Origin of the sequence: Streptomyces flaveolus (genome assembly GCF_014648815.1) — a bacterium.
Lineage (GTDB): Bacteria > Actinomycetota > Actinomycetes > Streptomycetales > Streptomycetaceae > Streptomyces > Streptomyces flaveolus.
In genome coordinates, this window is record NZ_BMRV01000013.1 from 106520 (window position 1) to 131852 (window position 25333).

The following is a 25333-nucleotide window of genomic DNA, read 5'->3' on the forward strand; positions in this document are numbered from 1 at the left end:
CCTGCCGGCCCAGAACCCTCGCCGCCTACCGTGCACAAACCACGGGGACCACCAGCTCCGGCATGAGTGGGGGTCACCGGTAGTCCAGCTCGGCGAGCCGGCGCGCCAGCTTGTCGCGAACGGCCGGGATCCTCCCCATTCGCGGGAGTACCGCGTTGCGGACGGCTCGCAGAATCGGGTTCCGGGTGGTGGCGATCTTGGTCATCCGGTCGGTGAACGCGACGACCTCGGCCGCGATCGGCCGTCGCCGCCCCTCGTACTCTTCGACCTGTCCCGCCGCGATGGCGCGCCCGAGGGCGACGCCGTCCTGGATGCCGGTGTTCATGCCCTGCCCGCCGGCCGGGCTGTGCACATGCGCGGCGTCCCCGGCGAGCAGCAGCCGGCCCGCGCGGTAGGAGTCCGCCACCCGGTGGTGGATGCGGAATCGCGAGGACCAGATCACCCGGTGTGCCCGCGCCTGGTCCGGCAGACGTTCGTCGAGCAGTCGCTGCACGAACGCGAGTTCCGGCTCCGCCGGGGCCTCGGCGACGGTGGCGACGACGCGGTAATGGCCGCCGGGCAGCGGCGCGACGACGGTCAGACCGGCCGTGCCGAACGTCAGCGAGACCTCGTTCGGCCCCGGCGCCCAGTCCATCTCGACGTCCGCCAGTACGAAGGACTCCTCGTACGCACTGCCACTGAAGCCGATACCGGCCGCCTCGCGCACCGCGCTGTGCATCCCGTCGGCACCGACCGCGTAGTCGGCGCGCAGAGTCCGCCCGCCGGACAAGGTGAGGGTGACACCGTCCGCGTCCTGAGCGAGGGACTCGACCTCGTACGGCCGGTGCACATCACCGCCGAGCTCGCGAAGGCGGGCGAGCAGCAGGGCCTCGGTCTTGTACTGCTCGAGCATCAAGGTGTACGGGTATGCGGTCGGCAGCGCACCGAAGGGGACGGCGAGCAGCTTCCTGGCTCCGTCACGGACCGCGAACTGCTCGATCTTCAGGCCCTTTTCGACCAGCGGGGCGGCCACACCCAACTCGTCGAGCACCTCAAGGGTGCGGGCGTGGACGACAGCGGCGCGGGAGGTGTTGGCGCCCTCGGCGAGCCGGTCCAGCAGCACGAAATCGACGCCCTCGGTGGCGAGGGTGAGCGCGAGGGCCAGGCCGGTGGGGCCGGCGCCGACGATGGCCACCCGGGTTCGGGCGGGGAGAGCGGCGGGCTGTGCGGTGGCGTTCACGGCTTGCCTCCGATCCTTTGCCAACAGTCGTTGGCAAACAACTGTTGGCATTGAGAATGGACCCGCGGCAATGGCATGTCAACACCTGTTGGCCTACAGTTGTTGGCATGACTGGGAACAGGGAGACATCGCCCGAGACCGAGGGCGCTGCGCGCCGCTCGAACCGCACCCGGGCGGCGATCCTGGACGCGGCCAGGCGGCGCTTCGCGGAGCAGGGCTACGACCGCACCACCATCCGCGCCGTCGCCGCGGACGCGAACATCGACCCGTCGATGGTGATGCGTTACTACGGCAGCAAGGAACGCCTCTTCGAGGCCGCGCTCACCGTCGACCTGCACCTGCCCGACCTCACGGCCGTGCCGCGCGAACAGCTGCCGCGCACGCTGGTCCTGACATTCCTCGACCGCTGGGAAGGGGCTCCGGCGGGCGACACTCTGCTGGTGCTGCTCCGGTCCGCAGTGACGGCCGACCACGCGGCCGCGCGCATGCGTGCCATCTTCGAGGGCCAGGTAGGCCCGGCGCTCGCCCCAGTCATCGGCCCGCAAGGAGCACCAGCACGGGCGGCACTGGTGACCTCACAGCTCCTCGGCCTGGCCCTGGGCCGCTACATCCTGCGCATCCCCTCCCTGACACACCCGTCTCCGGAGGAGATCGCAGACCTGCTCGCACCGGCCATCGCGGCAACGCTCGACTGACACAGCGGCGGCCGTTCTCGACCGCGCGGAGCTGCTGCCCTGGACCGGCCCGGCGCCAACGACTGACCCACCCTCTGCCCGCTCCTGCGGGTCCCGCTCCCGCCGGTCGGCGGAAGCATGACAGCAGCGACAGATGTACCGGACATCGAAGGCGTGGTCACCTTCGTATTCGTACGCTCTGAAGCATGGCGGCTGGAACCGTCTACAAGGGGGCGACAGGTCGTGCTGGATGTCGCACACGCCGATGTCGGCGTTCGGGCCTCCGGCGTGGTGGCCTGCCCGGCGATGTTCCGCCGCGGCGTCGGCGCGGGCTCGCTGTACTGGCTCGGGCTGCGCGACGCCACCGGGGCGTACCTGGACGGCGGCCGGACCTGCCGGCTGCGCGTCCCCCCGCCCGTCCCCTACTCGCTCTTCTGGTCCGTCACCGCCCACGACGTGCAAACCCGCTCCGAAGTCGTCGCCGACCAGGACCGGGCAGCGCTGCGCTCGCTGTTCGAGGCGTTGGAGCCGGAGGGGTCCGACCACGTGGACCTGTGGTTCGGACCCCAAGAGCCGGACGGCGCTGGCGGGCGCTGGATCCAGACCGTCCCGGGACGGGGCTGGTTCGCCTACTTCCGCATCCACGGCCCCCAGCAGGCAGCCTTCGACGGCTCCTGGAAGCCCGGCGACTTCGAGCAGCAGCACGGAAACGTCCCGCATCCGCACCGAGGGGGGCGCGGGAGCGCAAGGTGTCGCCGCCCTGCTGCTCGTCGGGGCCGCCGCGGAGGCCGTACGGGAGCCCGGGGCCGCGCGGCGGGCCGTTCGCGTCGGTGACCGCGGCTGTCCCTATTCAGAGCGCCCGGCGAGGAAGCGCGCCAGGGAGGACGCGAGCGCTTCCGGAGCCTCTTCCGCCACGTGGTGCCCGGAGTCGATGCCGTGACCGCGCACGTCCGGTGCCCACTGGCGCCAGATCGTCACCGGGTCCCCGTACAGGTCCTCGAGGTCGTCCCGCAGCGACCACAGGATCAGTGCCGGGCACCGGATCCGTGTTCCAGCGGCTCGGTCGTCCTCCTCGTGCCGCCGGTCGACGGTGAGGCCGGCCCGGTAGTCCTCCAGCATCGCCCGCACCACGTCGGGGTTCCTCGTGGCCGCACGCCATTCGTCGTAGTTCTCCTGACCCATCGTCTGCGGATCGCCGCGGTACCAGCTGTCCGGGTCGGCAGAGATGACCCGCTCGGGGATGTCCGGCTGGGCGAAGAAGAACCAGTGCCACCACTGCGTGGCGAACTCGGTCGTGATGCGGGACAGGTGTTCGGTGAGAGGCAGACAGTCGATCAGCGCCACCCGCGAGACCGCGTCAGGATGATCGAGCGCGAGACGCAGCGCGACAGCGCCTCCGCGGTCGTGCCCGGCGAGTGCGAACCGGGCATGGCCCAGTTGCCGCATCACCTTGACCACGTCACCGGCGACTGCCCGCTTGGAGTACCCGGTGTGGTCCGCGGTAGGCACCGGACCGGTGGACCGGCCGTACCCCCGGAGATCGGGACAGACCACGGTGAACCCGTGCCGGACGAGGAGCGGGGCGACACGATGCCAGGTCGCCGATGTCCGGGGGTGGCCGTGCAGCAGTACCACCGGCGGCCCCTCCCCGCCGCAGCGAACGAAAATCGACGCTTCGTCGACCTCGATCCGCTTGGCCTCGAAGTCCTCGAACAAGGCCCGACCTCCCGCCCTCGTTGACGGACCACCCCAGGGCAACCACCGGGCCGACAGGCTGCGCCCCTCCTCGCCGGCGGGTGCCGAAGCGACACAGCCTTCCTCCTGCCCCGCGAGGAACCGTGCACACCACTCCCTCACTGCAGGCGTACTAGGCCGAAAGGGCGCGGCCCGGAGAAAAGTTGCGGGCCGCTGTCGATCCGGCCACGTCCCGTTCGACGTGATGATGTGCGGCACATCGCCGCACTATGAAGCAACAGGACCTGAGGAGGACAAACGTGACTCAACTACTGAGAGTGATGAACTTCAACGTCTCGAGTGACGGAATCGGTGCCGGTGAGGACCAGAGCCTCGAGCGACCGTTCGGCTTCGACCATCCTGAAAGGCTGTTCGCCTGGGCCGGCGCCACGGCCAGCTGGCCCATGCGCACGGACCCCGGAGGGAGCAGAGGGCTGGACGACTACTTCACACGAGACTTCGCCCGCGACATCGGTGCCGAGATCATGGGCCGCAACAAGTTCGGCCCCCAGCGAGGACCCTGGCAGAACCATGAATGGCGCGGCTGGTGGGGGGAGGAGCCCCCGTTCCGCACTCCGGTGTTCGTCATGACCCACCACACGCGTCCGTCGTTCACGCTCTCCGACACCACGTTCCACTTCGTCGACGGTGACCCGGCCACGGTCCTCGAACGTGCGCGGGAAGCGGCGCAAGGCAAGGACGTCCGACTCGGCGGCGGGGTCACCACCATCCGGGAGTTCCTCGACGCCGGCCTCGTCGACACCCTGCATGTAGCGGTCTCACCGATGAAGCTCGGGTCCGGACTGCGGCTCTGGGAGTCCCCCGAAGAACTGCTCGACCGGTTCCACCTGGAGGTTGTGCCCAGTCCTAGCGGCGTGACGCACCACCTGTTCTGGCGCAGGTGAGGCGAGGCCCCCTCGAGTTAAGACTGTGACTCTGAGGGGGCCGGTCAGGGGGAGGGCCCGAGGCAGCTCGTGGGGCGAATTGACCAGATTCAACTGATCGAGGCAGAAGTGAATCGATTCGCCGGGTGAATGGTGCCAACGGCGATCAGAGCGGCTGCCCTGGACTGGAAGCCTGAGGGCCTCGACAACGGATCGGCAGCCGGCCGGTGGTTCGGACTGCCGATCCTCTACTGGTAGGAGCTCTCCTTGCGCATTCGTCGTATCGCGACCGCGGCCCTCGGTTCACTCGCTCTCTGTCTCGCCTCCGCCGGCACGGTCGCCCTGAGCGCCGGTCCGGCCGCAGCGGATCCCTGCGGTTTCTTCGCGACCGCCTCCGACGCCTACTACAACCACTGCACCTCGGACGGCTCGCACATCGTCATCGAGATCGATGACTGGGGGCCGAACAGCGAGCGGTGTGTGGGACCGGGCGTGACCTGGCTGGGGTCCAGTTCCGATGTCGACGGCGCGTGGTACACCGGCCGCACATGCTGAACTGAGCAGTAAGGACAGCGGCGGCCGCTCGGTGGGGGTGAAGGTGAACCACTGATCCTGCCGCCGCTGACCGCAATCGTCCCTTCGCTGCCACCGGCCGCGGCCTTGGGCTTCGTGCTCCTGCAGACGGGCGCGATCGCCTTCCGTCTGACCGGTGGAGGCGACTTCAGGGCCAACCGTCCCACGGTGACCGGAGCAGCCCGCCCCGGTAGACCTCGGGGTGGGTCGCCCAGGGTGGTCTCACGTATCAGAAGCCGATGCGAGATCCGCGCTGAGGGCGAGATCAAGCGCTGACCCGCGCACTGCCCCGGTCGTCTTCTAGGGTCGTCCACATGATGATCGACACGGGCACCCCCGGCTTGCTCTTCGAATCCCTCCGGGCGGACGCCCTCACCAGCCCGGACCAGCTGCGCGAGCTCTACCCGCAGCCGAACGAGGCCGCGCTCCGCAAGGAGATCGACCGCCTGACCGAGGAAACGCGGGCGCTGATCGGCTGTTCCTCACTGGTGTTCATCGGCAGCGCCGACGCCGAAGGCCGGGCGGACGTGACGCCGCGTGGCGGCCCGGCCGGGTTCGTCTCGGTACTGGACGAGCGGACCTTGGTGATCCCCGACGCGACCGGCAACAAGCGGCTCGACACGATGCACAACGTGCTGCAGACGGGACGCGTCGGTCTGCTCTTCCTCATCCCCGGCCGCCCGACCACGCTGCGCGTCAACGGCCGCGCCTGCGTTTCGGCACGGCCGGAGCTGCTCGACCAGCTCACTCCCGTCGGCAAACCGCCGGTCACGGCGATCGTCGTGCAGATCGAGCAGGTCTATCCGCACTGTCCGAAGTCGCTGATGCGCGCCAACGCCTGGCGGCCGGAGCAGTGGGTGCCTGCCGACGCCCAGCCCACCAGCGCCGAGGTGACCCTGGCCCAGCTGAACCTGCCCGGCCTGACCGTCGACCAGATCGAGGAGGCCGAACGGGAGTCGCTGCGCTCGCGTTACGAGTGAGGCCCTCCTCGGCGACCGGGTTCTCCATGCCTGGGGGGTTGGACGTGCACGTGCCGTGGGCGGCATCCGGGTCATCGCCCGGCGCCGCACACCGTCAGGAGATCACCGCGGCCTGACCAAGCTCGGCCTGCGCAACCGGGTCGAAGTGGCCGTCTGGCTTGGGAGATCCGCGCATGCCGGTTGGGGACCCTCGTCGTGCGCCTGCTCGGACAGGAAGCGCAGCGTGGTGCCGGAAGAACCTTCAGTTGATGATTTCGGCGCGGTCATCCAGACGGATCGCGGCCAGCCGGTCTCGCCACATCTGGAGAGCTTCGGGTGTCTGTCGCGTCCAGTCGGTGACCTCGCCGACGATCCGCAGCGGTTCCCTGCTGCGATAGGAGCGGGTGGGATTGCCGGGGAATTTCTTGTCGGTGACGTTCGGATCGTTCTCGAATTCCCCCGTCGGTTCGACGACATACACTCGCGGGGCTCCGTCGCCGGCGGCGAGTTCGGCGGCGAGTCCCGCGCCGTCGCGCAACGCGGTGAAGTAGATGTGGTTCATCACGATTTCGGGCCGGTAGTTGGAACGGAAACCGGCGGTGAGGAGATCTCCGACTTGCAGCTCGGCCTTTGTGCCGTGGAAGAAAGGCCCCTCGTCCAACGTCTCGTCCATCGCCGCAGGTTATCAAGACGAGCTGTCGTGACGGCGAGCCAGGAGCGAACGGCATCCCCACGCTGCCCGCCCCAGCCAAGGTAGGCGGTCAGCTCATGGGCCGCGCCAACTGGTGGGGCCCGGCGGCCATGCGACTGACCGGGACGGCTGCCGCCGCGCCGCAGCACCGATGACGGCCGGTAATTTCGGCGGGTCCAGTGGCTTCACTCGGCGCTCCGGGGATACCCGCAGGGGGGTAGCCATCAGCTTGGGGGAATCGCAGTGGAGGAATCGTCAGTACGTGCAGTGGGTTGGGCGCGTTCGCTGCCCCTGCACAGCACTCCGAAGGCGGCGCGTGACTGGGCCCTCGGACACTTGGAGACGCTCGACTGGACCGACAGCGCTCCGCAGACAGTGGATGCGGTGCTGATCACCGTCTCCGAACTGGTCACGAACGCCCACGTCCACGCGCATTCCCATGCGCAGTTGGTGATGACGTGGGACGGCCAGTGTCTGCACGTCGCGGTGCGGGACAGCTCCAGCGAGCTGCCGAGAACGCGCCCGCCGAGCGACCAACGCCTCGGCGGGCGGGGCATGTTCCTCGTCGACGCGCTGGCCGACGAGTGGGAAGCCCGTCCGTGCCAGGACGGCAAGACGGTCATCGCCTGCTTCCGCCCGCCCGCCGCGGCGGAGGGTGCCGCCCCGGAGACGTCTCCGGGGTGACGCGCTGCCCCGGGAGGGGCATGACCCGTGCTCGGCGTCCGCGCCGCGTCTCCGAAGCTGCTGCGCGGGCGCTCACGTCAGGGCCGGCGACGCCGCTCGGCCGCCCGCCTCCTGGGGAGTCCGGTCAGGTGGCGGTGGGCCAGCCGCGCAGCACGGCGGCGATCTTCCCGGCGGTACAGGCGGGGTCCAGGAGCAGGTCCTTGAGGGCGAGGGCGTCCTCGTGGGCGGGTTTGACGGTGATGCCGGCGGCCTCGAGGTACATGACGCCGGTGGCGGCGGCGACGGCCAGGTTGGAGCGTTCCAGCCAGCGGCAGCGGCCCAGCGTGTGCACCAGGGCGGCGGCTTTGGCGTACGGGCCGTCGTAGACGGGCTGCTCGAACAGCTCGGCCCGGTGGCGGGCGACCGCCGCGAGGGGAACGCCGTAGTCGTCCGGGGCCGGATCGTTGGCTCCTGCGGCTTCGGTGACCTGCAGGATCCAGGGGACGTCGATGTTCAGGTCCATCAGGCGGCGTGCGCTCCCCGAGCCGTCTTCGTCTGCTGGGTACGCTCGGCTTCATCGAAGACCGCCTGGTGTTCGGCCAGGAAGCGGGCGGCGGCGTCCACCGCGCGGGCGCGCAGGCCGCTGGCGTCGTCCTGCACGAGCCGCGCGAGGTAGTCGCCGACGCTCAGTCCCAGGTCGGCGGCGCGCTTCTTCGCGAGGTCCGCGATGTCCTCGTCCACGCGCGCGCCCAGTTGTGTCTTCGCCATACCGCGCATGGTAACAGGTGTTACCGAGTCGCGCCGGCAGGTCCAGGATCCCGGCGCAGATCGTTGTGGCGACCCGCGCGGTACCCACCGTCCTCTACTCGAGGGTGAGCATCGCTTCGGTGACCTCGTCGGCCGCCTGTTCGGGGATCGCCGTGGCGGCCTCCTCCAGGACGAGCAGCCGTGCCCGGGCGATCTCCCGCGCGATCGCCTCACCGTTGCCGAGGGGGAAGAACCGGTTGCGGCGTCCGTGGACGACGAGGGTGGGGACCTCGATCTCGGGCAGGCGCTCGCGCCAGCGGGGTGTGCAGTCGAGCCTGGAAAACACCAGGCCCAACTGGTTGGCCATCTGGACAGGAGATGCGGTGCCGGGCGTGCGGTCCCAGATGCGCGCAGCGATCGCGCGCGCGGCGACGGGGTCGTCGCCGAGAATCTCCGCACCGACGGCGGCGAACTCGGCAGCCGCCTCGCGGTCGGCCCAATCGGGCATCGGACGCGCGAACAGCCGGCTCGTCATGACCTGGTCATGGTCGGGGAGGTCGTCGTCGGGCGGGCCGGGGGCGACCGCGCGGGTACCGACCAGGGTGAGCGCGGAGAAGGAGTCCGGATGGTCGAGCACGGCCACCTGGGCAACCATCCCTCCGACGCCGATCCCCGCGAGGTGCGCGGGTCTCCCGCCGAGCGCGTCGGCCAGGGCCGCCGCGTCGGCGGCGAGGTCGCGCAGGGTGTAGGCGGGCGCCTCCGGATCGGCCGTCGTCGACTCCCCGCTGTCGCGCAGGTCGTAGCGCACCACACGGTGCCCGCCGGCGGCGAGGCGCTCGCACAGTGCGTCGGGCCAGGAGAGCATCGTCGCCCCGCCTGCGAGCAGGACAAGTGGCGCGTCGTCGTCACCGAACGACTCGATGCCCACGGTGATCCCATTGGCGTCGACGGTGGTCATGGGATCACCGGAAGACGCCGCAGGTCCTGGCTGCCGTCGGGGTCGCCGGAAGGCGCCCACGTGGGCAGGGGCTCCTCGCCGGCGCCCTGATCATTGTCCGGGCTGGGGTCGGGCCCGGTGACGATGCCGTTGCAAGAGACCGAGATGTCGGCGAAGAGTCGAGTCACACAAGGGCAGACCCGGTCCGCCGCCCGAACTCATCGCTCGCGCGGAAAGCGCGTGGCGGATGCGAGAGCCCGATGGCACGACGCGCGCCCGGCAGAGGGAGATTGCCTCCTGGGGAGCCGCCACCGACCGGAGGTAGAGGGGCAGCCGCCCCGCCAAGCCACGACGCCGATCCTGCGGACGAGCGGAACGCCGCCCGAAGGCCTGGCGGGGCATATCGAGCCGCTACGAAAAGGGGGCCGGGAGCGACCGGGAGAGCCGCCCGGGGTGCGGCTCCGCGCCTACCGAAAGCCGAGGTGCGGATCGGTACCGATCAGCTCCCCGCCGGCCGCCCACAGGCAAGCCGCTCACGTCCAGTGCGCCGCCGGGGTGGGCCACCACACTTTGCCCCGCTCACCGGGCAGTCGCTGCGACCTGCGGACGACCGGCGGCCATGACAACCGACAGCGGTAGCGCGAGGGCGCCGGCCAAGTCGGAGAGCTCCTCGCCGGTCGGGCGGATGGGCCCCTCGGCGCCGTCCTCGGCGAAGGCCCGGATGCGCGGGGTGCGGATACCGGTCTTGTCCGCAACGGCCTGCGGCGTCAGGTGACGACGACGCATCGTCTGTTGCAACAGCTGAGAAAGATCGTCCATTGGTCTCTTCTACTCCTCCTCAAGCGCTCTCATGCCGAAGGTGTGCCGCAGATAGACCATTTGCAGTGACTAGTGGAGCGTACGGTCACCGGCCGGCCACGCAAGGCGATGGTGCGGTTACCCGCAATGAGCGGCGACAAGCACGCGCTCATCCCTCTGGGACCACCCGGACAGCACCAAGAGTTACTGAACGCATAGGGAAAGGCGCGTTGGGTAACAGGCTGTCACGTCGCGTTCGCGGTCCCGGCTGCGGGCGCCTGAGCGAAGCGGAGCATGCGATGACGAGTCCTACGCAAAACCGTTCGCACAGCCTGTCGTTGAACCGGCATTCCGGGGCGGTCCCCGCAGGAACCTCACCGGAGTCGGCGAGACCTGACTCCTCTCCCCACCTCGGCGACGTCACCGGCGTCGCGCCCGTGGATGCCCGCGCCATGTCCACATCCCTGTTCGCACGACTGGACACGCTGGAGGAAGGCACCCTCGAATACGCGTATGTCCGCAACACTCTCGTCGAGCTGAACCTCGCCCTGGTGCGCTACGCCGCCCGGCGTCTGCGCACGCGCGGCGAGTCGCTGGAAGATGTGCTACAGGTCGGCACCATCGGCCTGATCAAGGCCATCGACCGCTTCGATCCCACGCGGGGCATCGAGTTTCCCACCTTCGCCCTGCCCACCATCACGGGTGAGATCAAACGGTTCTTCCGCGACTCCACCTGGGCCGTGCACGTCCCACGCCGTCTGCAGGAGCTGAGCTCGACGCTGCAGAGCGCCACCGCCGCCCTGGAGCAGGACCTGGGCCGGCCACCCACGGTCACTGAGCTGGCCGAACACGTCGGCCTGGACCCGGATCACGTGATCGAGGGCCTGGAGGCCGCCAACAGCTACAGCGCCGCGTCGCTGGACGCGGCAGCCGACGACGATGAGGCCACGGACGCCCTCGCCGATCGCATCGGCATCGACGACGAGGATCTGGAAAGGGTCGAAGATCTCGTCGCGCTCGAACCCCTGATCGCTGCGCTTCCGGAGCGCGACCGGAAGATGCTGGCGCTGCGGTTCGTCCAGGAACTGACCCAGGCGGAGATCGGTGCCTCACTGGGCATCTCCCAGATGCATGTCTCCCGTCTGCTCGGGCGCACACTCGCACGACTGCGCGCCGGGCTGATCTCTCAGCCGTAGCCGCACGAAACCGGGAGTGGAGCGTCAGGGAGCTACCGCTGGGCGCTGGGGGCCGCGCCGCTAACGCACGCGAACCGCCTCGGCCTCTCCCTCTTCCTCCTCGTCCGGCAGATGGACGTCGGTGACCGCGACATTGACCTCGACGACCTCGAGGCTCGTCATCCTCTCCACCGCCGCGATCACGTTCTCGCGGACCTCCGCGACGGTGTCGGTGATGGCCTCCCCGTACTCCACCACGAGGGACAGATCGATGGCGGACTGCCGCTCGCCGACCTCTACCTTCACCCCACGGGTGACACCGGCCGCGCGTCCACCGGGAACACGCTCCCGCACCGCTCCCATCGTGCGGGAGAGGCCGCCTCCCAGCTCATAGATGCCCGGCACCTCCCGTGCCGCCATCCCCGCGATCTTCTCCACCACTCCGTCCGCGATGGTCGTCCTGCCCCGCGTCGCCGGAGCCGTACCCGCCCCGGGATTGCCCTGCAAGGTTGTCGCGCCCGAGTCTCGCGACTGGGTCTTGGCTGCGCTGGTTGCCTCCGTCATGGATGGCCACCTCCTCGATCGGCAGGCTCCGACAGAAGCCAGAAAATGTGCTCGCCGCTGAGCGGATCGCTGGTCCAGGGCGACGCATGCCGGTGCCGCTGCCACCGGCACCCGACGACTCCTCCCCCGGCCCCTGGCCCCGGGAGGAATTGTCCCTACCTTCAGCGTGCCTCCCCCTGCGCGCAGGCGCCAAGCGCAGCGACGGCTCCGGCCCTTCTCATCGAGCCGGAGCTGCACGGGCCCATCCGCCGTCTCACGTGCGGAGCCCCCCCGACCGGCCGGCGGAAGATCACAAAAAGTCACTCTCGGTAATATCCGGCCTGGCGGATCCCGAAGGGGAAGATCAGAGCCCCCGTTCCCGGCAAGGAAATAGGCGTGAGGACATCGCTGCGCCCTGCTAACGTCGCCGGCATGAAGCGCGCTGCTGTGACGACGACGCCGGAGAGTGTCCCGGCGCGCTGACAGATGTCCTTGTCCGAAGCCCCGGGGTGAGTGCCCCGGGGCTTCGGCTTGTGGTCACTCGCCCGATGTCCGCGAGGAGACCGCCATGCATGACCACCGCAAACTCGGGCGCGAGCTGGGCCTGTTCGACACCGACCCGCTGATCGGCGCCGGCTTGCCGTACTGGCTGCCCGACGGGGCGACCGTACGGCACACCCTGGAGGAGTACGTCCGCGCCGCCGAGCGGCAGGCCGGGTACCGGCACGTGTACTCACCGGTCATCGGCAAGCGTGAGCTGTACGAGATCTCGGGGCACTGGGCGCACTACAGCGACGACATGTTCCCCCCGATGGAACTCGGCGGTGAGCAGGTCGTCCTGCGGCCGAGCCTGTGCCCTCACCACGCGGTGATCTATCGCTCCCGGTCCCACAGCTACCGCGAGTTGCCCCTGCGCATGGCCGAGCTGGGAGGCATGTACCGCTCCGAACTCTCGGGCGTGCTCGGCGGGCTGACCCGGGTGCGGGCCATCCAGCTCAACGACGCCCACATCTTCTGCACCCTGGACCAGGTCGCCGGGGAGGCTCACGCGGCGCTGGAGATGATCCGCCGGGCGTACGAGGCGCTCGGCATCACCCCGACTCGTTACCGGCTCTCCCTGCCGGGCCCCGGTGGCAAGTACGTTGCCGCGCCCGAGAAGTGGCAACGGTCCACCGCCCTGCTGACCGACGTCCTCGACCGCTCCGGTCTGCCCTACGAGGCGGCCGAGGGAGAGGCCGCCTTCTACGGCCCCAAGGTCGACGTCCAGGTCGCCGACGGCGCCGGCCGGGAGTCGACCCTGTCCACCGTCCAGGTCGACTTCCACCAGCCCGAGCAGTTCGACCTGCACTACATCGGCGCGGACGGCGTCAAGCACCGTCCGGTCATGGTCCACCGGAGCATCATCGGCAGTGTCGAGCGTGCCGTCGCCCATCTCATCGAACAGCACGGCGGCGCCTTCCCCGCCTGGCTAGCCCCTACTCAGCTGGTGATTCTCCCCGTCTCCGACACCCAGCTGCCGAGCGCGGAGGCCCTCGCCCGACGCTGCATCCGTCTCGGACTGCGTGCCGAGCTCGCGGGACCGGAGCGGGGTAGCCTGGGCGCCCGTGTCCGAGAGGCTCGCCTGGTTCCCTACCAGGCCGTCATCGGCGCCAGAGAGGCTGCCGACGATCACGTCGCCCTGCGCTTGCGTGACGGACGCCGGCTCGGCCCCCGACCGGTCAGTGACGTACTCACCCGCATCAGCACTCTTGTCGAGGCCCACAGCAGCGATCTGTGGGCCGACGCCACCTCGTAGCAGCAGGCGAGGATCTCCGTGACGGCGTCGGGCGGAGCGCCTTGTGACGCATACCACTACCCGGGCTCTTCGGGTCGGGCTTGCGCGATCATGACCGGATGGACGCTCGTTACCTCGGCATTGCCGAGCTGGTCGAAGCCCCGTCCGTGGCGGTCGTGGTCGACGTCATGCGCGCTTACACGGTGGCTGCCTGGGCCTTTGCCCAAGGGGCGGAAAAGATCGTTCTCGCCGAGTCGCTCGACGAGGCCCTGGCTCTCAAGGCCCGCCACCCGGATTGGGTCGCGCTCAAGGACGGTGCTCCCGCCCCCGGGTTCGACTACGTCAACTCGCCGGGTCTGCTGCGGTCTGCTGACCTCGGCGGACGGACCGTCGTGCAGAAGACCACGGCGGGTACGGTCGGTGCCCTCTCGGTCAAGGAGGCGTCGCTGGTGCTGTGCGCCGGCTTCGTGGTGGCGGAGGCGACGGCCCGGCTCTTGCGGATGCGCGCGTGCGACAGTGTCACGTTCGTGGTCACGGGCGAAGACGGGCTGGCTGACGAAGACCTGGCGTGCGCTCAGTACATCGCGCGGAGGGCCACCGGGGCCGGGACGGACGCGGCCGAGTTCCTCCGCCGCGCCGGCACGTCGCGTGCCGCCGCCGAGCTCGAGCAGGGTGTGCGCCAGGGAGCCCATCCCGACGACGTCGCACTCTGTCTCGAGCTCGACCGGTTCCCCTTCGCCATGGTGGCGACCTCGGAAGACTCGCTCATGGTCCTGCGCCCGTGCACGGTTCCTTCGCCGGCCGATGAGGCTTCGATCTGATCGAGAGGCCCACCGGTCGTCGGTTGATCAGCCGGACCCCAGGGCATACCGTGCCTCCCCGCGACGCCCCGGGGCTGGACGGCTCAGCAGGCCGCCGCCTCTTCCACCGTCGCTCGCACCTTCAGGACGGTGTCCACTCCGGTGAGTTCCAGGAGCCGGGTCAGCTGCTGCGGCGGCGCGGCCACACGGAAGTCGGTCGCCTGACGGGTGAGGATGAGCAGACTCAGCAGCGTCGAGTCCGCGAAGGTGATGCCGGAGGCGTCCAGAACCACCTTCGGATGCTCCTTGGCGGCGGTCTCCAGCGCGTCCGCCAGGGGCGTGATCGAGTTCATGTCGTAGGCGCCTCGTGCGCCGACGACCCAGGCACCGCACCACTCGTACTGCACCACCATGGCCTGGTCCATGGCCTGCAGCCGACTCCCGTGGGTGTCGCTCGAGCGCCCTGTGACCGCTTCATCCGTAGACACCTGCGGGACCCTCCTGCGTCTCCCCCGCCAAATACTGTCATCTGTTGCGCGAAAAGTATGTCATGTATTAGGTGTCAGGCAAAGACGGTCCCTAAAATGCTGAGCATGGTTGAAGTGCCTGGATCTCACACCGGATGGACGTTCGTCACGAACCACGCGCGCGTGCTGGCGGCCATCGCCGACAACCCGAACATCCGGATCCGCGACATCGCCGCCCACTGCCGGCTCACCGAGCGCGCCGTCCAGCGGATCATCTCGGATCTCGAGCAGGACGGTTATCTCTCCCACACCCGCGACGGGCGCACGAACACCTACCGCATCGAGCCGGAGAAGGTGCTGCGTCACCCGGCGGAAGCCGGCCTGACGGTGGCCGCGCTGCTCTCCCTGCTCGTCCAGGACGAGACGGACCGCGGACGGAAGTCCGGTGTCCACTCATCCCGCCTGGTCGATTCCGGCGGAGCACGGTAGAGGCAGACCGGGTACGCGCCGTGCACCTACATCCTCGACCGCTACCACGCCCGCCCCGCGCCGGTCACGGCGGCGGAAAGGGAAGGGCCGCTTCGACCTCCCCAGGTGTCGCAGCCCTTCCCCGCCTGCGCGTGACTACCCACCCAGCGCGGCCTCACGCCTGTGTTCTTCACCATGATCCAGCATCAGGACCGGGTCAAGTCGACGGCTGGGCGGCCGGGCTCTGGGGCAGCAGCGGGAAGATCTGGTCGAGGCCGACGATGCGCAGTACGCGCAGTGTGTGGTCGGGGACCGCGGCGAGCGCGACGTCGGCCTGCGCGGCCTGGGCGTGGTTGCGGACGACGATCAGGGCCGTGATGCCGCTGGAGTCGCAGAACGTCAAGCCGGCCAGGTCCAGGACGAGGCGCTGCCCCGGCTGGAGGGTGAGCCCGGGGAGCAGTTCGCGCAGGCGGCCGGCTGTCTCGTAGTCGAGGTCTCCGAGGATCTCGAGAACGGGACCGGTGGGGACATCTCGGGTGGTGATCTTCAACGGGCTCATGCGGTGGTTCTCGTCCGGGGGTCTGAGGCGGGGACGCCGAGGGCGAGCAAGGCGGTGTCGTCGTCGAGGCCGTCGCCGAAGTCGTCGAGGAGACCGGTCAGGGCCTCGATCACGGCCTGGGGGGACCTGCCGGCGTGCCGGCCGGCGAATGCGAGCAGGGCGTCGTCCCCGAAGAGCGTGGCGCGGTCGTCGCCGGTGCGGGCTTCGGTGAGGCCGTCGGTGTACAGCAGCAGGGTGTCGCCGTGGCCGAGGACAGTTGTGGCGGTGGCGAAGGGCGCGTCGGGCAGGACGCCGACGAGGAGGCCACCGGGGGTGGGCAGGAACTCGGCCGTGCCGTCCGCCCGTAGAACGACGGCCGGGGGGTGTCCGCCCGAGGCGATGCGGACGGTGACCTGCCCGGTGGCGGGGTCGGGGTCGAGGATGCCGTAGATGACGGTGCAGTAGCGCGGATCGCCGCGTGTGTAGCGCTCGTGGAGCGCCTTGTTGAGGGTCGTCAGGGCGGAGACGGGATCCGGGTCGTGCAGGGCGGCGGCGCGCAGGGTGTAGCGGGTGAGCGAGGTGACCGCGGCTGCCTGCGGGCCCTTGCCGCACACGTCACCGAGGAAGAAGGCGAAGCGGCTGCCGTCGAGCGGGAAGAGGTCGTAGAAGTCGCCGCCCAGCCGGTCGGGGGAGGCGGCGCGGTAGTGCACGGCCGCTTCCATTCCCGGCACGGGGGTGAGGGTGGCCGGGAGCAGCGACTGCTGGAGCACGGCGAGGGCGTCCTGGAGCCGTGCCCGGTCGGCCTCCGCTTCTTTGCGTGCCTGCTCCGCCGCCTTCCGGGCTCGCAGGAGTTCCTCTTCGTAGGAGCGGCGGTCCCGGGCGTCGAAGACGGTGGTCCGGATCAGCAGGGGCTCGCCGGTGCTGCCCCGCTTGACGGCGGAGGAGACCAGTACCGGTATGCGGCCGCCGTCCGCCTGCTTGACCTCCAGGGCGATGCCGCTGATCTCGCCCTGCATGCGCAGCAGGGGCGCGTAGTGCGTCTCGTGGTAGAGCTTGCCGCCCACGGTCAGCAGGTCGGTGAACCGCATCCGGCCCACTACTGCCTGCCGGTCCAGGCCGAGCCACCCCAGCAGGGTGGAGTTGATCTTGGCGATGGTGCCGTCCATCAGCGTGGACAGGTATCCGCACGGTGCGCTCTCGTAGAGTTCCTCGGCGCTGTCCTCCAGCAGCGCGGCGAAGGCGGCGTCGGGTGCCTTCTCGTTGTCGGACTCGTACGGGTCGGGCTGCTGCCCGGTGCGGCACATCACTTCAGGCGCGCCAGGAATGCGGTGATCGCCTCGTTGGTGGCCTCCGGCGCGGACAGGTGCGGGCAGTGCCCGGTGGCGTCGAGCGTGACCAGCTGGGAGCTGGGGATCGTCCGGTGGACGAAGGCGCCGACCTCCCGTGGGGCGATGACGTCCTGGGTGCACTCCAGCACCAGGGTCGGCACCGTCACGCCCTTCAGGTCGTCCCGCGAGTCCGACAGGAACGTGGTGCGCGCGAAGACCCGCGCCATGTCCGGGTCCGTGGCGCAGAAGCTGTTCTTCAGTTCCTCGCCGAGCTCGGGGCGGTCCGCGTTGCCCATGATGGCCGGTGCCATGGCCGCCGACCAGCCCAGGTAGTTGGCCTCCAGGGACGCCAGCAGCTCGTCGATGTCGTCGGCGCTGAACCCGCCTCGGTAGCCCTCGTCGTCGATGTAGCGCGGGGAGGGTGCGACCATCACCAACGCCCCGATCCGCTCCGGAGCCTTCCCGGCGGCCAGCACTCCGATCATCGCGCTCACGGAGTGCCCCACGAACACGGCGTCGCGCAGATCGAGGGCCTCGCACACCTCCACGGCGTCCTGGGCGTAGCCCTCCAGCGAGGCGTAGCGGTCCGGCGAGAACGCGGCCGGGTCGGAGCGCCCGGAGCCCACGTAGTCGAACAGCACCACCCGGTAGTTCTCCGCCAGGGCGGGCACCGTCAGCCGCCACATGTTCTGGTCGCAACCGAAGCCGTGCGCCAGCACTACCGTGCGGCCCTGGGGGTTGCCCGTGACCGTGACATGGTTCCTGCGCTCGATATCCACTGCATCACTCTCTCAGTTCGCGCCCCCTGCTCCCGCGCCGGCCCGATCGGGGGCGGCGCGGGCGGCATCGCGCTCGGGGCAGCGGAGGGCGCGCGCTCACCCAGCGAATGCTCCCGAGTTCCGGAAGGAAACTATGACGTAGATCACCAGGGGTACGAGGACCGGGAGAACGATCGCTGCGAGGACTGAGCCGCCGGCGCGGCCGTGTAGTCGTCCAGAGTCCTGCCGGCCGTCCACCCCTGGGATGCGGCCCTGCCCACGTCCAGGACGACCGAGGACGCCAACTGGTCCACGGCGTAAGGGGTGAGCGGCGACTCCCCGCGGCCGAGCAGCCGGGCCAGCCTCTGGGCGGCGCCCGCCGCGGTGCGGGCGACCGGCAGGGGGAGGTGGCCGATGCGTACCCGCTTTCCGTGCGCCCGCAGCACCGCGCGGATCGCCTCGTCCCGGTCGTACGGCACCGGGTCGGAGATGTTGTACGCGCCCGGCGGCCAGTCGGTGGCCGAGAGGCAGGCGTCGGCGAGGTTCTCGACGGCCGTCAGGCTGAGGCGGACGCTCGGCCCCGGCAGCATCAGCCGGCCGCGGCGGACGCGGGACAGCAGCCGGGGCACCAGGTGCGGGTCCCCGGCGCCGTAGACCGCACGCGGCCGCAGGGCGACGGCGCCCGCGGCGAGCGCCAGCGCCTCACCGGCGGCCTTGGCACGGCCGTAGGCGTTCAGGTGCCCGCGCACCGGATGGTCCTCGGTGATGCGGGAGCGCCCGGGGCCGGGCGCGTAGACGCTGGCGCTGCTCACCCACACGACCGGCCGGCCGCCGGCCGCGTCCAGCAGCCGTGCCGTGCCGTCGACGTTGACGGCGTGCATGGCGGCCTCGGCCGGGGAGCCGGGCACCGGGTCGCCGACGGCCGCCGCGCAGTGCACGACGAGGTCGGCGCCGGACAGGTCGGGCACCTCGCGCGCGGCGTCCCAGGGGACGTGCCGGCCGACCGGGCCGGGGCGCCGCCCCAGGCACAGGACCTCGGCGCCACGGGCGGCGGCCGTGGTGGCGACGTGCGAGCCGCAGAAGCCGCTCGCGCCGGTGACGGCGATCGTGGTCATCGGTCCTCCGGGGTTCGGTGGCCGTCGGTCGCCCGGACGGTCAGGGAGCGCCACCCGGGCAGCGCCGCCCCCCGGTCCACGCGGGCGCGCACGACGGTGGGGCGGTGGGGAGCGAGCGCGGCGAGGGTGTCGTCGAGCTGGGCACGGGCCAGCCGCGCGCCGGGACAGGCGTGGGTGCCGGCGCCGAAGACCAGCTGGGCCACGGCGGGCGGAGCCGGGTGACGGGCGTCCGGCGGTTCGCGGTGGGCCCGCGCGGCGTGCCGAGCCACCAGGATCAGACGGTCCCCGGCCCGTACCGGGCAGCCGTCCAGGTCGGCGTCGGCCGCGGCCACGCGGGGCAGCAGCGGGGAGGGGGCGACCACGCGCAGCAGTTCGCCCACCAGGGCCGGGCGCAGCCGGTCGTCGGCCGCCTCATCCCACAGCCGGGCGTCGGCGCACCACGCGGCAGCGCGGGGCAGGGCGGCGACGGTGGTGTTGACGGCGGCGACCGCGAGCATCGAGCGCAGGGCCGCATCCGCTGCCGCGCCGGGCTCGCGCGCCGGGGCGAGCAGGGTCTCCAGCCGCGTCGCCGCCGCGGCGGCCGCCCGTGCGGTACCCGGCGGTCTGGGGCCGGGCAGGTGGTCGCGTACGGCGGTGGCCGCTGCCTCGGCGGCCGCCACGGCGACCGCCTCCGGGTCGCCGGTGGTGCGCAGGAGCGCGCAGACGGTGGCCCCGGCCAGTTCGCGGGCCAGCGGTACGAGGTCGACGTCGCGGCGCTCGGCGAGCCGGCCGAGGCGGCGGGTCAGGACGTCCCGCCACACCGGGCGCAGCCGCTCCACGCCGGCCGCGCCGAGGTCGTCGGCGACCGCGCGCCGGGTGGCGCGGTGACCTGTGCCCTCCTGGTCGAACAGGGTTCCCCCCGTGGTCAGTTCCCGCGCCGCGCCGCCGGTGGTGCCGGCGGCTGCACGGTCCAGCGGGATGCGGGTGAGGGCCTGCCGGTAGGGCTCGGTGCCGTGCACCAGGACCGCGCCGCCGACGCGGGTGACCGGCCGGCCGCGGGTGGCGGCGAGGAGGGCGAACAGCACGGGGTGGGAGCGGGTGTACACGCGCCGGTCGCGGCGGCGGGCGGCGCGGAGGGCGGGTGCGGTGGGAACCGTGGTCACCGGACGTGCACCTGCTTCGGGTCGGCGGGTCGGTAGCGGCGGTCCCAGCACCACAACAGGGTGCGGCGGGCGCCCCATGCCCGCAGGCGGCGCAGGCTGGTGTGCACCACCATCCGCTCGGCCCGCGCGATCCGTTCGCTGTGCTCGCGCGCCCGGTTGAGCAGGACGACGTCCTCGGGCGGTCCCTCCAGCGGGGTGCGGGGCGTGCCCCCGCAGCGCAGGTAGAGCGCGGCCGTGATGGCGAGGTTGTGGCCGTGACACAGCACGTAGGGTGCGCGGTAGCGGGGGTGCCGGTGCTGGGTGCGGTAGCGCCCGTAGAGTGCGGTCGCTCGGACGATCGCCGGGAGCAGGTACCGCTCGGCCGGTGTGGGCGACTCGTCGCGGCGCGGAAGGCTGCGGCCGCAGGCCATCTCCGTCCCGCGAGCGAACTCCCCGCGCGCCGCGGCGATCCAGTCGGTGGCGGGCAAGCAGTCGGCGTCCGTGCGTACGAGCTGCGCGGCGCCGTGCGCGACGGCGTACCGGAACCCCGTGTCCACTGCCGCGCCGGTGCCGCGCTCCTCCTCGCGGACGAGGTGCACGGGGAAGGGCGCGGTGGCGGCGAAGCGGCGCACGACGGCGGCGGTCGCGTCGGTGGAGGCGTTGTCGACGACGGCGAGGGAGAAGCGGGTGTCGCTCTGGGAGGCGAGCGCGGCGAGGGTGGCCCCGATGCCGGTCTCCTCGTTGTAGGCGGGCACCACGGCCCACAGCGACGACTCGTTGCCGGGCGTGGTCATCCCCGGCTCCGTTCGGCGAGGCGCCGGGCGGCCAGGAGCGCGGTCGCGGCGCGGTCGGGCTTCAGGGAGCGGCCGGACAGCGGGATGCCGGCGAGCAGTACCGCGTCCGGCCGGGCGGCGCCCATGCGTTCCAGCGGTCCGGCCAGGGCTGCCCGCAGCGCGTCGCGGTCCGCACCGGGGCTCGGCTGGACGACGGCGACCAGACGTTCGTCGCCGTCGCCGGCCGGTACGCCCACGAGCAGGGCGAGTTCGACGCCCGGTACGTGCAACGCGGGCTCGTACAGCCCCGGGTAGATGTTCTCCGCGTGCCGCAGGACCATGTCCTTGCGGCGGCCCTCCAGCACGATCCTGCCGCCGTCGAGGCGTGCCCGGTCGCCGGTGGCGACCCACGGGTCCGGTTCCTCGCCCAGGTAGCGGTGCCGCGCGGCGGGGCCGGACAGCAGGAGCTCACCGGACGCGTCGGTCTTGGCCACGACTCCGGGGAGGGGGGTGCCGACCAGGTCCCCGTCGCCGGTGAAGGCGGCCTTGTCGGCCTGCTCGACGGCCGCGGCGGGGAACAGCTCGGTGAGCGCGTAGACGCCCCACGCTTCGTCGGCGCCCGCGCGGGTGACGCGGGTGAGCAGGTCGGTGCTCGCCGGGGCCGACCCGGTCCACACGCGGCCGGTGAACCTGCCGCCCTGCGCCAGCACCCGCCGGAGCTGCGGTGGTGTCAGGTAGGTGGCATGCGGGGCGAGCCGGCGCAGCTGCCGGGGCAGGACGCGCGCGGAGCGGGCGGGCAGCGCGACCGGCGCTCCGTTCGCGAGGGACGGTACGAGGACGAAGAAGGTGCCGCCGAGGACGGGCCGCCCGGCCTCTGGCCGTACCAGCTCGGTGACCGTGGTCATGCCGGCGGCGAGCGAGGAACGGGTGTGCACCACCGCGCGGGGCCGTGACGTGGTGCCCGAGGTGAACACGATGACCGCGTCGCCGTCCCCGTCCACGGGGCGCGGCAGGACCGCGGAGCGGACGTCGGCGTCCAGGGCGGGGGCGCAGCCGGGCAGCCGCGGCCCGACCGTGGCCACCGGGCCGAGTTCCGCGAGGTCCGGCAGGGCCAGGCGGGCCCGGCGGGCGAGCGGCCGGGCCCATCCCGCGGCCGCCTGGGCGGTGGCGTCGGCGAGGACGACGTCGGGACGGGCCAGGGCGAGGCGGGCCCGCAGCACGTCCGGTCCGGCGCCCGGATCGAGCACCGCGGCCCGGGCGCCGAGCCGGTGCACGGCGAGCAGCACCGCGAGGGCCCGGGGTCCGGGCCGTACGGCGACGCCGACGGTGCTGCCGCGTCCGGTGCCCCGTTCGTGCAGGGCTGCCGTGTAGCGGTCGGCGAGGTCGGCGAGGTCCCCGTTGGTGGCCCTGGTGCGGACGGCCCCGGTGCGGGTGGCGCCGAGGACGGCGGGCCGGCCGGGGTGGCGCCGCAGGGCGTGGGCGAGGGTGTCGAGCATCAGCGCGGGTCCTCCCCGTGACGGCCCGGGCCCTTGTCGAGGTACCAGCGGGCGGTGCCGACGACGCCGTAGGCGCGCAGGCGGCGGGTGGAGTTCTCCACGACCATGTCGCGGGCGTGGACGATGGCGGTGGTGTGGCGGCGCACCCGGTTCAGGAAGAGGCGGTCGGTGGGGGAAGGCCGGCGTGGCATTCCGCCGACGGCTTCGTACAGGCCCGCGGTGACGGCCATGTTGTTGCCGGCGTGCATCCGGTAGGGGGCGAGGTAGCCGTGGCGGCGGTGGTGGGCGGGGCGTACCCGGCCGAAGAACGCGGCGGTGCGGACCAGCGCGCGGAAGGCGGCTCGCCCGAGCGGTCCGTGCTCGTCGCGGCGTGCGTCGATGCGCCCGCACACCAGGCCCGCGCCGCGTCGCAGGGCGTCGCGGGCGCCGGCCGTCCAGCCGGGGTGCGGCAGGCAGTCGGCGTCGGTGCGGGCCAGCAGGGTCGCGCCGTGTTCGATCGCGTACCGGAAGCCGGTGTCGACCGCGCAGCCCACCCCCTTCTCCGGTTCGCTGAGGACGTGGACCGGGAAGGGCGCCCGGCGGGCGAAGTCGTAGGCGATGGCCGCCGTGTCGTCGCTGGAGGCGTTGTCCACGACGACGAGGGTGAAGTCACGGTCGCGCTGGGCCGCGAGAGCGTTCAGCGTGGCGCCGATCCGCGTTGCCTCCTGGTGCGCGGGCACCACCACCCACAGGGCGTTCATGCCTTCTCCCACACCATGGTCATGATGCTCACGCCGCCGCCCAGGCCCACGAACAGCACCCGGTCGCCGGGGCACAACGTCTCGTGGACGCGGTCGAGCTGTACGCCGAGTGTGGCGCTGGCCATGTTGCCGAGTTCGGGCACCGTGACGACAAGCCGGTCCCGGGGGACGCCGGTGAGCTCCACGAAGCGCTCCAGGTAGGGCACGGTGACCTGGTGGACCAGGATGTGCCGGAAGTCGCCCCACGTCAGGCCGGTGCGCTGTCGCATGCGGTCGAGCACCGACGTGCCGACCTTCTCGAACACCTCGCGCAGCTCGCCGCCGTCACCGTGGAAGTACGTGTGCTCGTCGCCGCGCGGGTGGCGCGAACCGCCGCCGAAGATGCCGCCGACCGACCAGTGTGCGGAGTGCGTCTCGGTGTCCACGTCGAGGATGCCGCCCCGCTCCACCGCCTCCAGGACGACCGCGGCACCCGCGTCGCCGAAGGTGTAGCCCGCGAACCCGTCGCGGAGCTGCTCGGGGCCGGACGGGGCGTGCCGCACCGCGCGGCTCGGGGTCTCACCGGTGACGACCAGGGCCCGGCGGGCGCGGCCGGCGAGGATCATGGCCCGTGCGGTGTCGATGCCGTTGACGAAGCTGTTGCACGCGTTCGTGACGTCCAGCGCGTGCGCCCGCGAGCCGAGTTCGGCCTGGACGATGTGCGCGGTCGCCGGTTCGACCACGTCCCGCGTCGCGGAGGCGAAGACCAGCAGGTCCACGTCGTACGGGGTGAGCGCGGCCCGGTCCAGCGCGGTGCGTGCCGCCCGCACGGCGAGCGTGGAGGCGTACTCGTCCTCAGCCGCCACTCGGCGTGAGGTGATTCCGGTGGCCCGTTCGAGCATGCGCGGCGGCAGGGGAAGCCCGGCGGCCTCGCTGATCCGGTCCTGGAGCTGCCGGGACGTCACTTCGTGTTCCGGCAGGGAGCAGGCCACCGCGGTGATGCCGGCACGGCGTACCGGTGTGCGAGCAGCGTGGTCTATGTGCATGGCCTGGACGCTACGGCTGCCCTCGGGCGGCCTGCCTGAGCACGCGTACTCAGTGGGCCTAGGTGCTCGCCCGCAGTCTTCGCGGCGGCCGAGGTATGTACGTGCCCGCGCCGCGCACGGATCAGCGGGACGGGCCGTGCCAGTCCAGGACCACGACGGTCGCGTCGTCCTGGAGGTCGCCGTGGCAGGCGTCCCGTACGGCGGCCGTCAGCTCGCGGACGGCTTCCCTGGGGTGCAGGGCGCTGGTGTCACGCAGGAGCGCGGTCAGGTCGACGGCAGCGGCACCGCGGTCCTGCATGCCGTCGGTGAGCAGGACCAGCCGGTCCCCGGGACGCAGGTGCAACTCCTGGAGGGCGTAGGGAATCGGGGAAGCCACGCCGAACGGAAGGTTCACGGTGAGTCTGACCTCCTCCACGGTCGCGTCGCGCACCCGCAGGGGCCAGGGGTGGCCGGCGTTGACCAGTTCCGCGACGCCTGTTTCCAGGTCGATGCACAGCAGTTGTCCGGTGGCCAGGCCGCGTCCGTGGGCCAGCAGGGCCTCATGGGCGTGGTGGGCCTGTCTGAGAGCGTCGCAGCCGCCGCGTCGGGCCCGGCGCAGCGCGCCGACCAGCAAGGTGGCCAGCAGCGCCGAGTCGGTGTCGTGACCCATGGCGTCCGTGATGGACAGGTGCAGGGTGTCGCTGTCGAGGCTGTAGTCGTACGTGTCACCGCCGATGTCGTCGGCCGGGACCAGCCCCGCGGCGAGGGTGAACTGGTCGGCCTCGCAGCAGGAGGCCGAGGGCAGCAACTGGTGCTGGATCTCGGCGGCCATGCTGGTGCGGGTGGTGCGCTGGGCCACGTGATACAGGTCGGTGAAACGGCGGTCGGTGACAATGATGTAGGCCAGTGCGTGCGCCGCCTCCCCCACCTGTCCGAGGACTCTGTCGTCGGCGTGCTGCAGGGTCACCTCCAGCAGGCCGATGCAGTCGCCGCGGTTGGTGACGGGGGCGATGATGCGCTGTCCGCCCTGGCCGTCCGGTTCCACGCGTCGGCGCTGGCTCCGCAGGACGCTGTCGTAGACGCTGCCTTGCAGGTCGATCGGCTCGGAACGGGACGCGCGGTCACCGTCGACGGCCGCGGGCAACCGCACCAGCCGTTCACCGATGAGGTCGACGAACAGGAACGACACACGCTCGGCCCCGAACCGCTTCTGCAGATCCCGCGCGACCACGTCGACGGATCGTCCGGGCGGCGCCGCCTCCGCTGCGGCCAGCAGCTCTCCCAGTTCCAGATCTCCACCGTCCACGGCAACCTCCTGTTCGGTGCCGTCCCTTCTTCCCCGCAATCTTTCGAA

The 25333-nt window shown here is 71.6% G+C and carries 29 protein-coding genes and 1 pseudogene; 11 read left to right on the plus strand and 19 right to left on the minus strand.

From position 1 onward, the window contains the following. Positions 1-73: 73 nt before the first annotated feature. Positions 74-1219 carry an FAD-dependent oxidoreductase gene (locus tag IEZ05_RS27120; protein ID WP_229869879.1) on the minus strand — a complete coding sequence of 382 codons (1146 nt, stop codon included), beginning with the start codon at positions 1217-1219 and terminating at the stop codon, positions 74-76. Positions 1220-1326: 107 nt separating this feature from the next. Between IEZ05_RS27120 and IEZ05_RS27125 the strand changes: the two genes are divergently transcribed. Both IEZ05_RS27125 and IEZ05_RS27130 read left to right on the plus strand, forming a co-directional pair. Next, positions 1327-1914 (plus strand): TetR/AcrR family transcriptional regulator, encoded by a 588-nt coding sequence (locus tag IEZ05_RS27125; protein ID WP_189232878.1) that lies wholly within the window; start codon positions 1327-1329, stop codon positions 1912-1914. 222 nt (positions 1915-2136) lie between these two features. Further along, complete coding sequence (locus IEZ05_RS27130) at positions 2137-2727, plus strand: DUF1214 domain-containing protein (RefSeq protein ID WP_229869880.1); 591 nt, start codon at positions 2137-2139, stop codon at positions 2725-2727. A gap of 12 nt (positions 2728-2739) precedes the next feature. On the opposite strand, the gene IEZ05_RS27135 is transcribed toward IEZ05_RS27130, so the two are convergent. Beyond that, positions 2740-3609: an alpha/beta fold hydrolase gene (locus IEZ05_RS27135; RefSeq protein ID WP_189232880.1), complete on the minus strand. Its 870-nt coding sequence runs from the start codon at positions 3607-3609 to the stop codon at positions 2740-2742. A 278-nt stretch (positions 3610-3887) separates the two neighbouring features. Between IEZ05_RS27135 and IEZ05_RS27140 the strand changes: the two genes are divergently transcribed. The 4 genes and pseudogenes from IEZ05_RS27140 to IEZ05_RS27150 all read left to right on the plus strand — a co-directional run bounded on the left by IEZ05_RS27140 (position 3888) and on the right by IEZ05_RS27150 (position 6064). Further along, a complete protein-coding gene (locus tag IEZ05_RS27140; RefSeq protein ID WP_189232881.1) occupies positions 3888-4532 on the plus strand; it encodes a dihydrofolate reductase family protein in 645 nt (214 codons plus the stop codon). A gap of 246 nt (positions 4533-4778) precedes the next feature. Beyond that, positions 4779-5066, plus strand: a complete 288-nt coding sequence (locus IEZ05_RS27145; protein ID WP_189232882.1) for a DUF6355 family natural product biosynthesis protein — start codon at positions 4779-4781, stop codon at positions 5064-5066. Positions 5067-5117: 51 nt separating this feature from the next. After that, positions 5118-5222, plus strand: a pseudogene (locus tag IEZ05_RS37135) (DoxX family protein); the annotation flags it as partial. Positions 5223-5398: 176 nt separating this feature from the next. Beyond that, the gene (locus IEZ05_RS27150; RefSeq protein ID WP_189232883.1) at positions 5399-6064 is read left to right on the plus strand and encodes an MSMEG_1061 family FMN-dependent PPOX-type flavoprotein; all 666 of its coding nucleotides are present in this window, start codon (positions 5399-5401) and stop codon (positions 6062-6064) included. A gap of 241 nt (positions 6065-6305) precedes the next feature. Here IEZ05_RS27150 and arr read toward each other — a convergent pair whose 3' ends face one another. Next, complete coding sequence (gene arr / locus IEZ05_RS27155; protein WP_189232884.1) at positions 6306-6716, minus strand: NAD(+)--rifampin ADP-ribosyltransferase; 411 nt, start codon at positions 6714-6716, stop codon at positions 6306-6308. Positions 6717-7001: 285 nt separating this feature from the next. Between arr and IEZ05_RS27160 the strand changes: the two genes are divergently transcribed. After that, the gene (locus IEZ05_RS27160) at positions 7002-7418 is read left to right on the plus strand and encodes an ATP-binding protein (protein ID WP_229869881.1); all 417 of its coding nucleotides are present in this window, start codon (positions 7002-7004) and stop codon (positions 7416-7418) included. Positions 7419-7542: 124 nt separating this feature from the next. Here the strand turns inward: IEZ05_RS27160 and IEZ05_RS27165 are convergent, their stop codons facing one another. From IEZ05_RS27165 to IEZ05_RS27180, 4 genes are all read right to left on the minus strand, one after another. Continuing rightward, positions 7543-7920 (minus strand): fic family toxin-antitoxin system, toxin component, encoded by a 378-nt coding sequence (locus IEZ05_RS27165; protein ID WP_189232886.1) that lies wholly within the window; start codon positions 7918-7920, stop codon positions 7543-7545. Then, a complete protein-coding gene (locus tag IEZ05_RS27170) occupies positions 7920-8165 on the minus strand; it encodes a hypothetical protein (RefSeq protein WP_189232887.1) in 246 nt (81 codons plus the stop codon). The genes IEZ05_RS27165 and IEZ05_RS27170 overlap by 1 nt, the downstream gene beginning before the upstream one ends. Positions 8166-8259: 94 nt before the next feature. After that, complete coding sequence (locus tag IEZ05_RS27175; RefSeq protein WP_189232888.1) at positions 8260-9102, minus strand: alpha/beta fold hydrolase; 843 nt, start codon at positions 9100-9102, stop codon at positions 8260-8262. A gap of 558 nt (positions 9103-9660) precedes the next feature. Then, a complete protein-coding gene (locus IEZ05_RS27180; RefSeq protein WP_189232889.1) occupies positions 9661-9900 on the minus strand; it encodes an XRE family transcriptional regulator in 240 nt (79 codons plus the stop codon). Positions 9901-10178: 278 nt separating this feature from the next. On the opposite strand from IEZ05_RS27180, the gene IEZ05_RS27185 reads away from it, so the two are divergent. After that, positions 10179-11075: a SigB/SigF/SigG family RNA polymerase sigma factor gene (locus tag IEZ05_RS27185; RefSeq protein ID WP_189232890.1), complete on the plus strand. Its 897-nt coding sequence runs from the start codon at positions 10179-10181 to the stop codon at positions 11073-11075. Positions 11076-11135: 60 nt separating this feature from the next. Here the strand turns inward: IEZ05_RS27185 and IEZ05_RS27190 are convergent, their stop codons facing one another. Continuing rightward, positions 11136-11618: an Asp23/Gls24 family envelope stress response protein gene (locus IEZ05_RS27190; RefSeq protein ID WP_189232891.1), complete on the minus strand. Its 483-nt coding sequence runs from the start codon at positions 11616-11618 to the stop codon at positions 11136-11138. Positions 11619-12063: 445 nt separating this feature from the next. On the opposite strand from IEZ05_RS27190, the gene thrS reads away from it, so the two are divergent. Beyond that, entirely contained in the window at positions 12064-13392 is a 1329-nt protein-coding gene (gene thrS, locus IEZ05_RS27195) for a threonine--tRNA ligase (protein ID WP_268255237.1), read from the plus strand. Positions 13393-13490: 98 nt separating this feature from the next. Further along, positions 13491-14192 carry a 2-phosphosulfolactate phosphatase gene (locus tag IEZ05_RS27200; RefSeq protein ID WP_189232893.1) on the plus strand — a complete coding sequence of 234 codons (702 nt, stop codon included), beginning with the start codon at positions 13491-13493 and terminating at the stop codon, positions 14190-14192. An 83-nt stretch (positions 14193-14275) separates the two neighbouring features. Here the strand turns inward: IEZ05_RS27200 and IEZ05_RS27205 are convergent, their stop codons facing one another. Further along, positions 14276-14596, minus strand: a complete 321-nt coding sequence (locus IEZ05_RS27205) for an STAS domain-containing protein (RefSeq protein ID WP_189232894.1) — start codon at positions 14594-14596, stop codon at positions 14276-14278. A gap of 168 nt (positions 14597-14764) precedes the next feature. Here IEZ05_RS27205 and IEZ05_RS27210 point away from each other — a divergent pair, with 168 nt between their 5' ends. Continuing rightward, positions 14765-15127, plus strand: coding sequence for a helix-turn-helix transcriptional regulator (locus IEZ05_RS27210; RefSeq protein WP_189232895.1), 363 nt, complete (start codon positions 14765-14767; stop codon positions 15125-15127). 196 nt (positions 15128-15323) lie between these two features. Here IEZ05_RS27210 and IEZ05_RS27215 read toward each other — a convergent pair whose 3' ends face one another. The 10 genes from IEZ05_RS27215 to IEZ05_RS27260 all read right to left on the minus strand — a co-directional run bounded on the left by IEZ05_RS27215 (position 15324) and on the right by IEZ05_RS27260 (position 25285). Further along, a complete protein-coding gene (locus IEZ05_RS27215) occupies positions 15324-15665 on the minus strand; it encodes an STAS domain-containing protein (RefSeq protein ID WP_189232896.1) in 342 nt (113 codons plus the stop codon). Next, on the minus strand, positions 15662-16948 hold the full coding sequence (locus IEZ05_RS27220) for a PP2C family protein-serine/threonine phosphatase (protein WP_189232897.1): 1287 nt from the start codon (positions 16946-16948) through the stop codon (positions 15662-15664). The genes IEZ05_RS27215 and IEZ05_RS27220 overlap by 4 nt, the downstream gene beginning before the upstream one ends. Then, positions 16948-17751 (minus strand): alpha/beta fold hydrolase, encoded by an 804-nt coding sequence (locus IEZ05_RS27225; RefSeq protein ID WP_189232898.1) that lies wholly within the window; start codon positions 17749-17751, stop codon positions 16948-16950. The genes IEZ05_RS27220 and IEZ05_RS27225 overlap by 1 nt, the downstream gene beginning before the upstream one ends. Before the next feature lie 143 nt (positions 17752-17894). Then, positions 17895-18845, minus strand: a complete 951-nt coding sequence (locus IEZ05_RS27230) for an NAD-dependent epimerase/dehydratase family protein (protein WP_189232899.1) — start codon at positions 18843-18845, stop codon at positions 17895-17897. After that, on the minus strand, positions 18842-19987 hold the full coding sequence (locus IEZ05_RS27235) for a cytochrome P450 (protein WP_229869882.1): 1146 nt from the start codon (positions 19985-19987) through the stop codon (positions 18842-18844). Before IEZ05_RS27235 ends, IEZ05_RS27230 begins: the two co-directional genes overlap by 4 nt. Next, on the minus strand, positions 19984-20760 hold the full coding sequence (locus tag IEZ05_RS27240; protein WP_189232901.1) for a glycosyltransferase family 2 protein: 777 nt from the start codon (positions 20758-20760) through the stop codon (positions 19984-19986). The genes IEZ05_RS27235 and IEZ05_RS27240 overlap by 4 nt, the downstream gene beginning before the upstream one ends. Further along, positions 20757-22235 (minus strand): class I adenylate-forming enzyme family protein, encoded by a 1479-nt coding sequence (locus tag IEZ05_RS27245; protein WP_189232902.1) that lies wholly within the window; start codon positions 22233-22235, stop codon positions 20757-20759. The genes IEZ05_RS27240 and IEZ05_RS27245 overlap by 4 nt, the downstream gene beginning before the upstream one ends. Next, positions 22235-22975: a glycosyltransferase family A protein gene (locus IEZ05_RS27250; RefSeq protein ID WP_189232903.1), complete on the minus strand. Its 741-nt coding sequence runs from the start codon at positions 22973-22975 to the stop codon at positions 22235-22237. The genes IEZ05_RS27245 and IEZ05_RS27250 overlap by 1 nt, the downstream gene beginning before the upstream one ends. After that, entirely contained in the window at positions 22972-24000 is a 1029-nt protein-coding gene (locus IEZ05_RS27255) for a 3-oxoacyl-ACP synthase III family protein (RefSeq protein ID WP_189232904.1), read from the minus strand. The genes IEZ05_RS27250 and IEZ05_RS27255 overlap by 4 nt, the downstream gene beginning before the upstream one ends. A gap of 121 nt (positions 24001-24121) precedes the next feature. After that, positions 24122-25285 (minus strand): PP2C family protein-serine/threonine phosphatase, encoded by a 1164-nt coding sequence (locus IEZ05_RS27260; RefSeq protein WP_189232905.1) that lies wholly within the window; start codon positions 25283-25285, stop codon positions 24122-24124. Between the last annotated feature and the right edge of the window lie 48 nt (positions 25286-25333).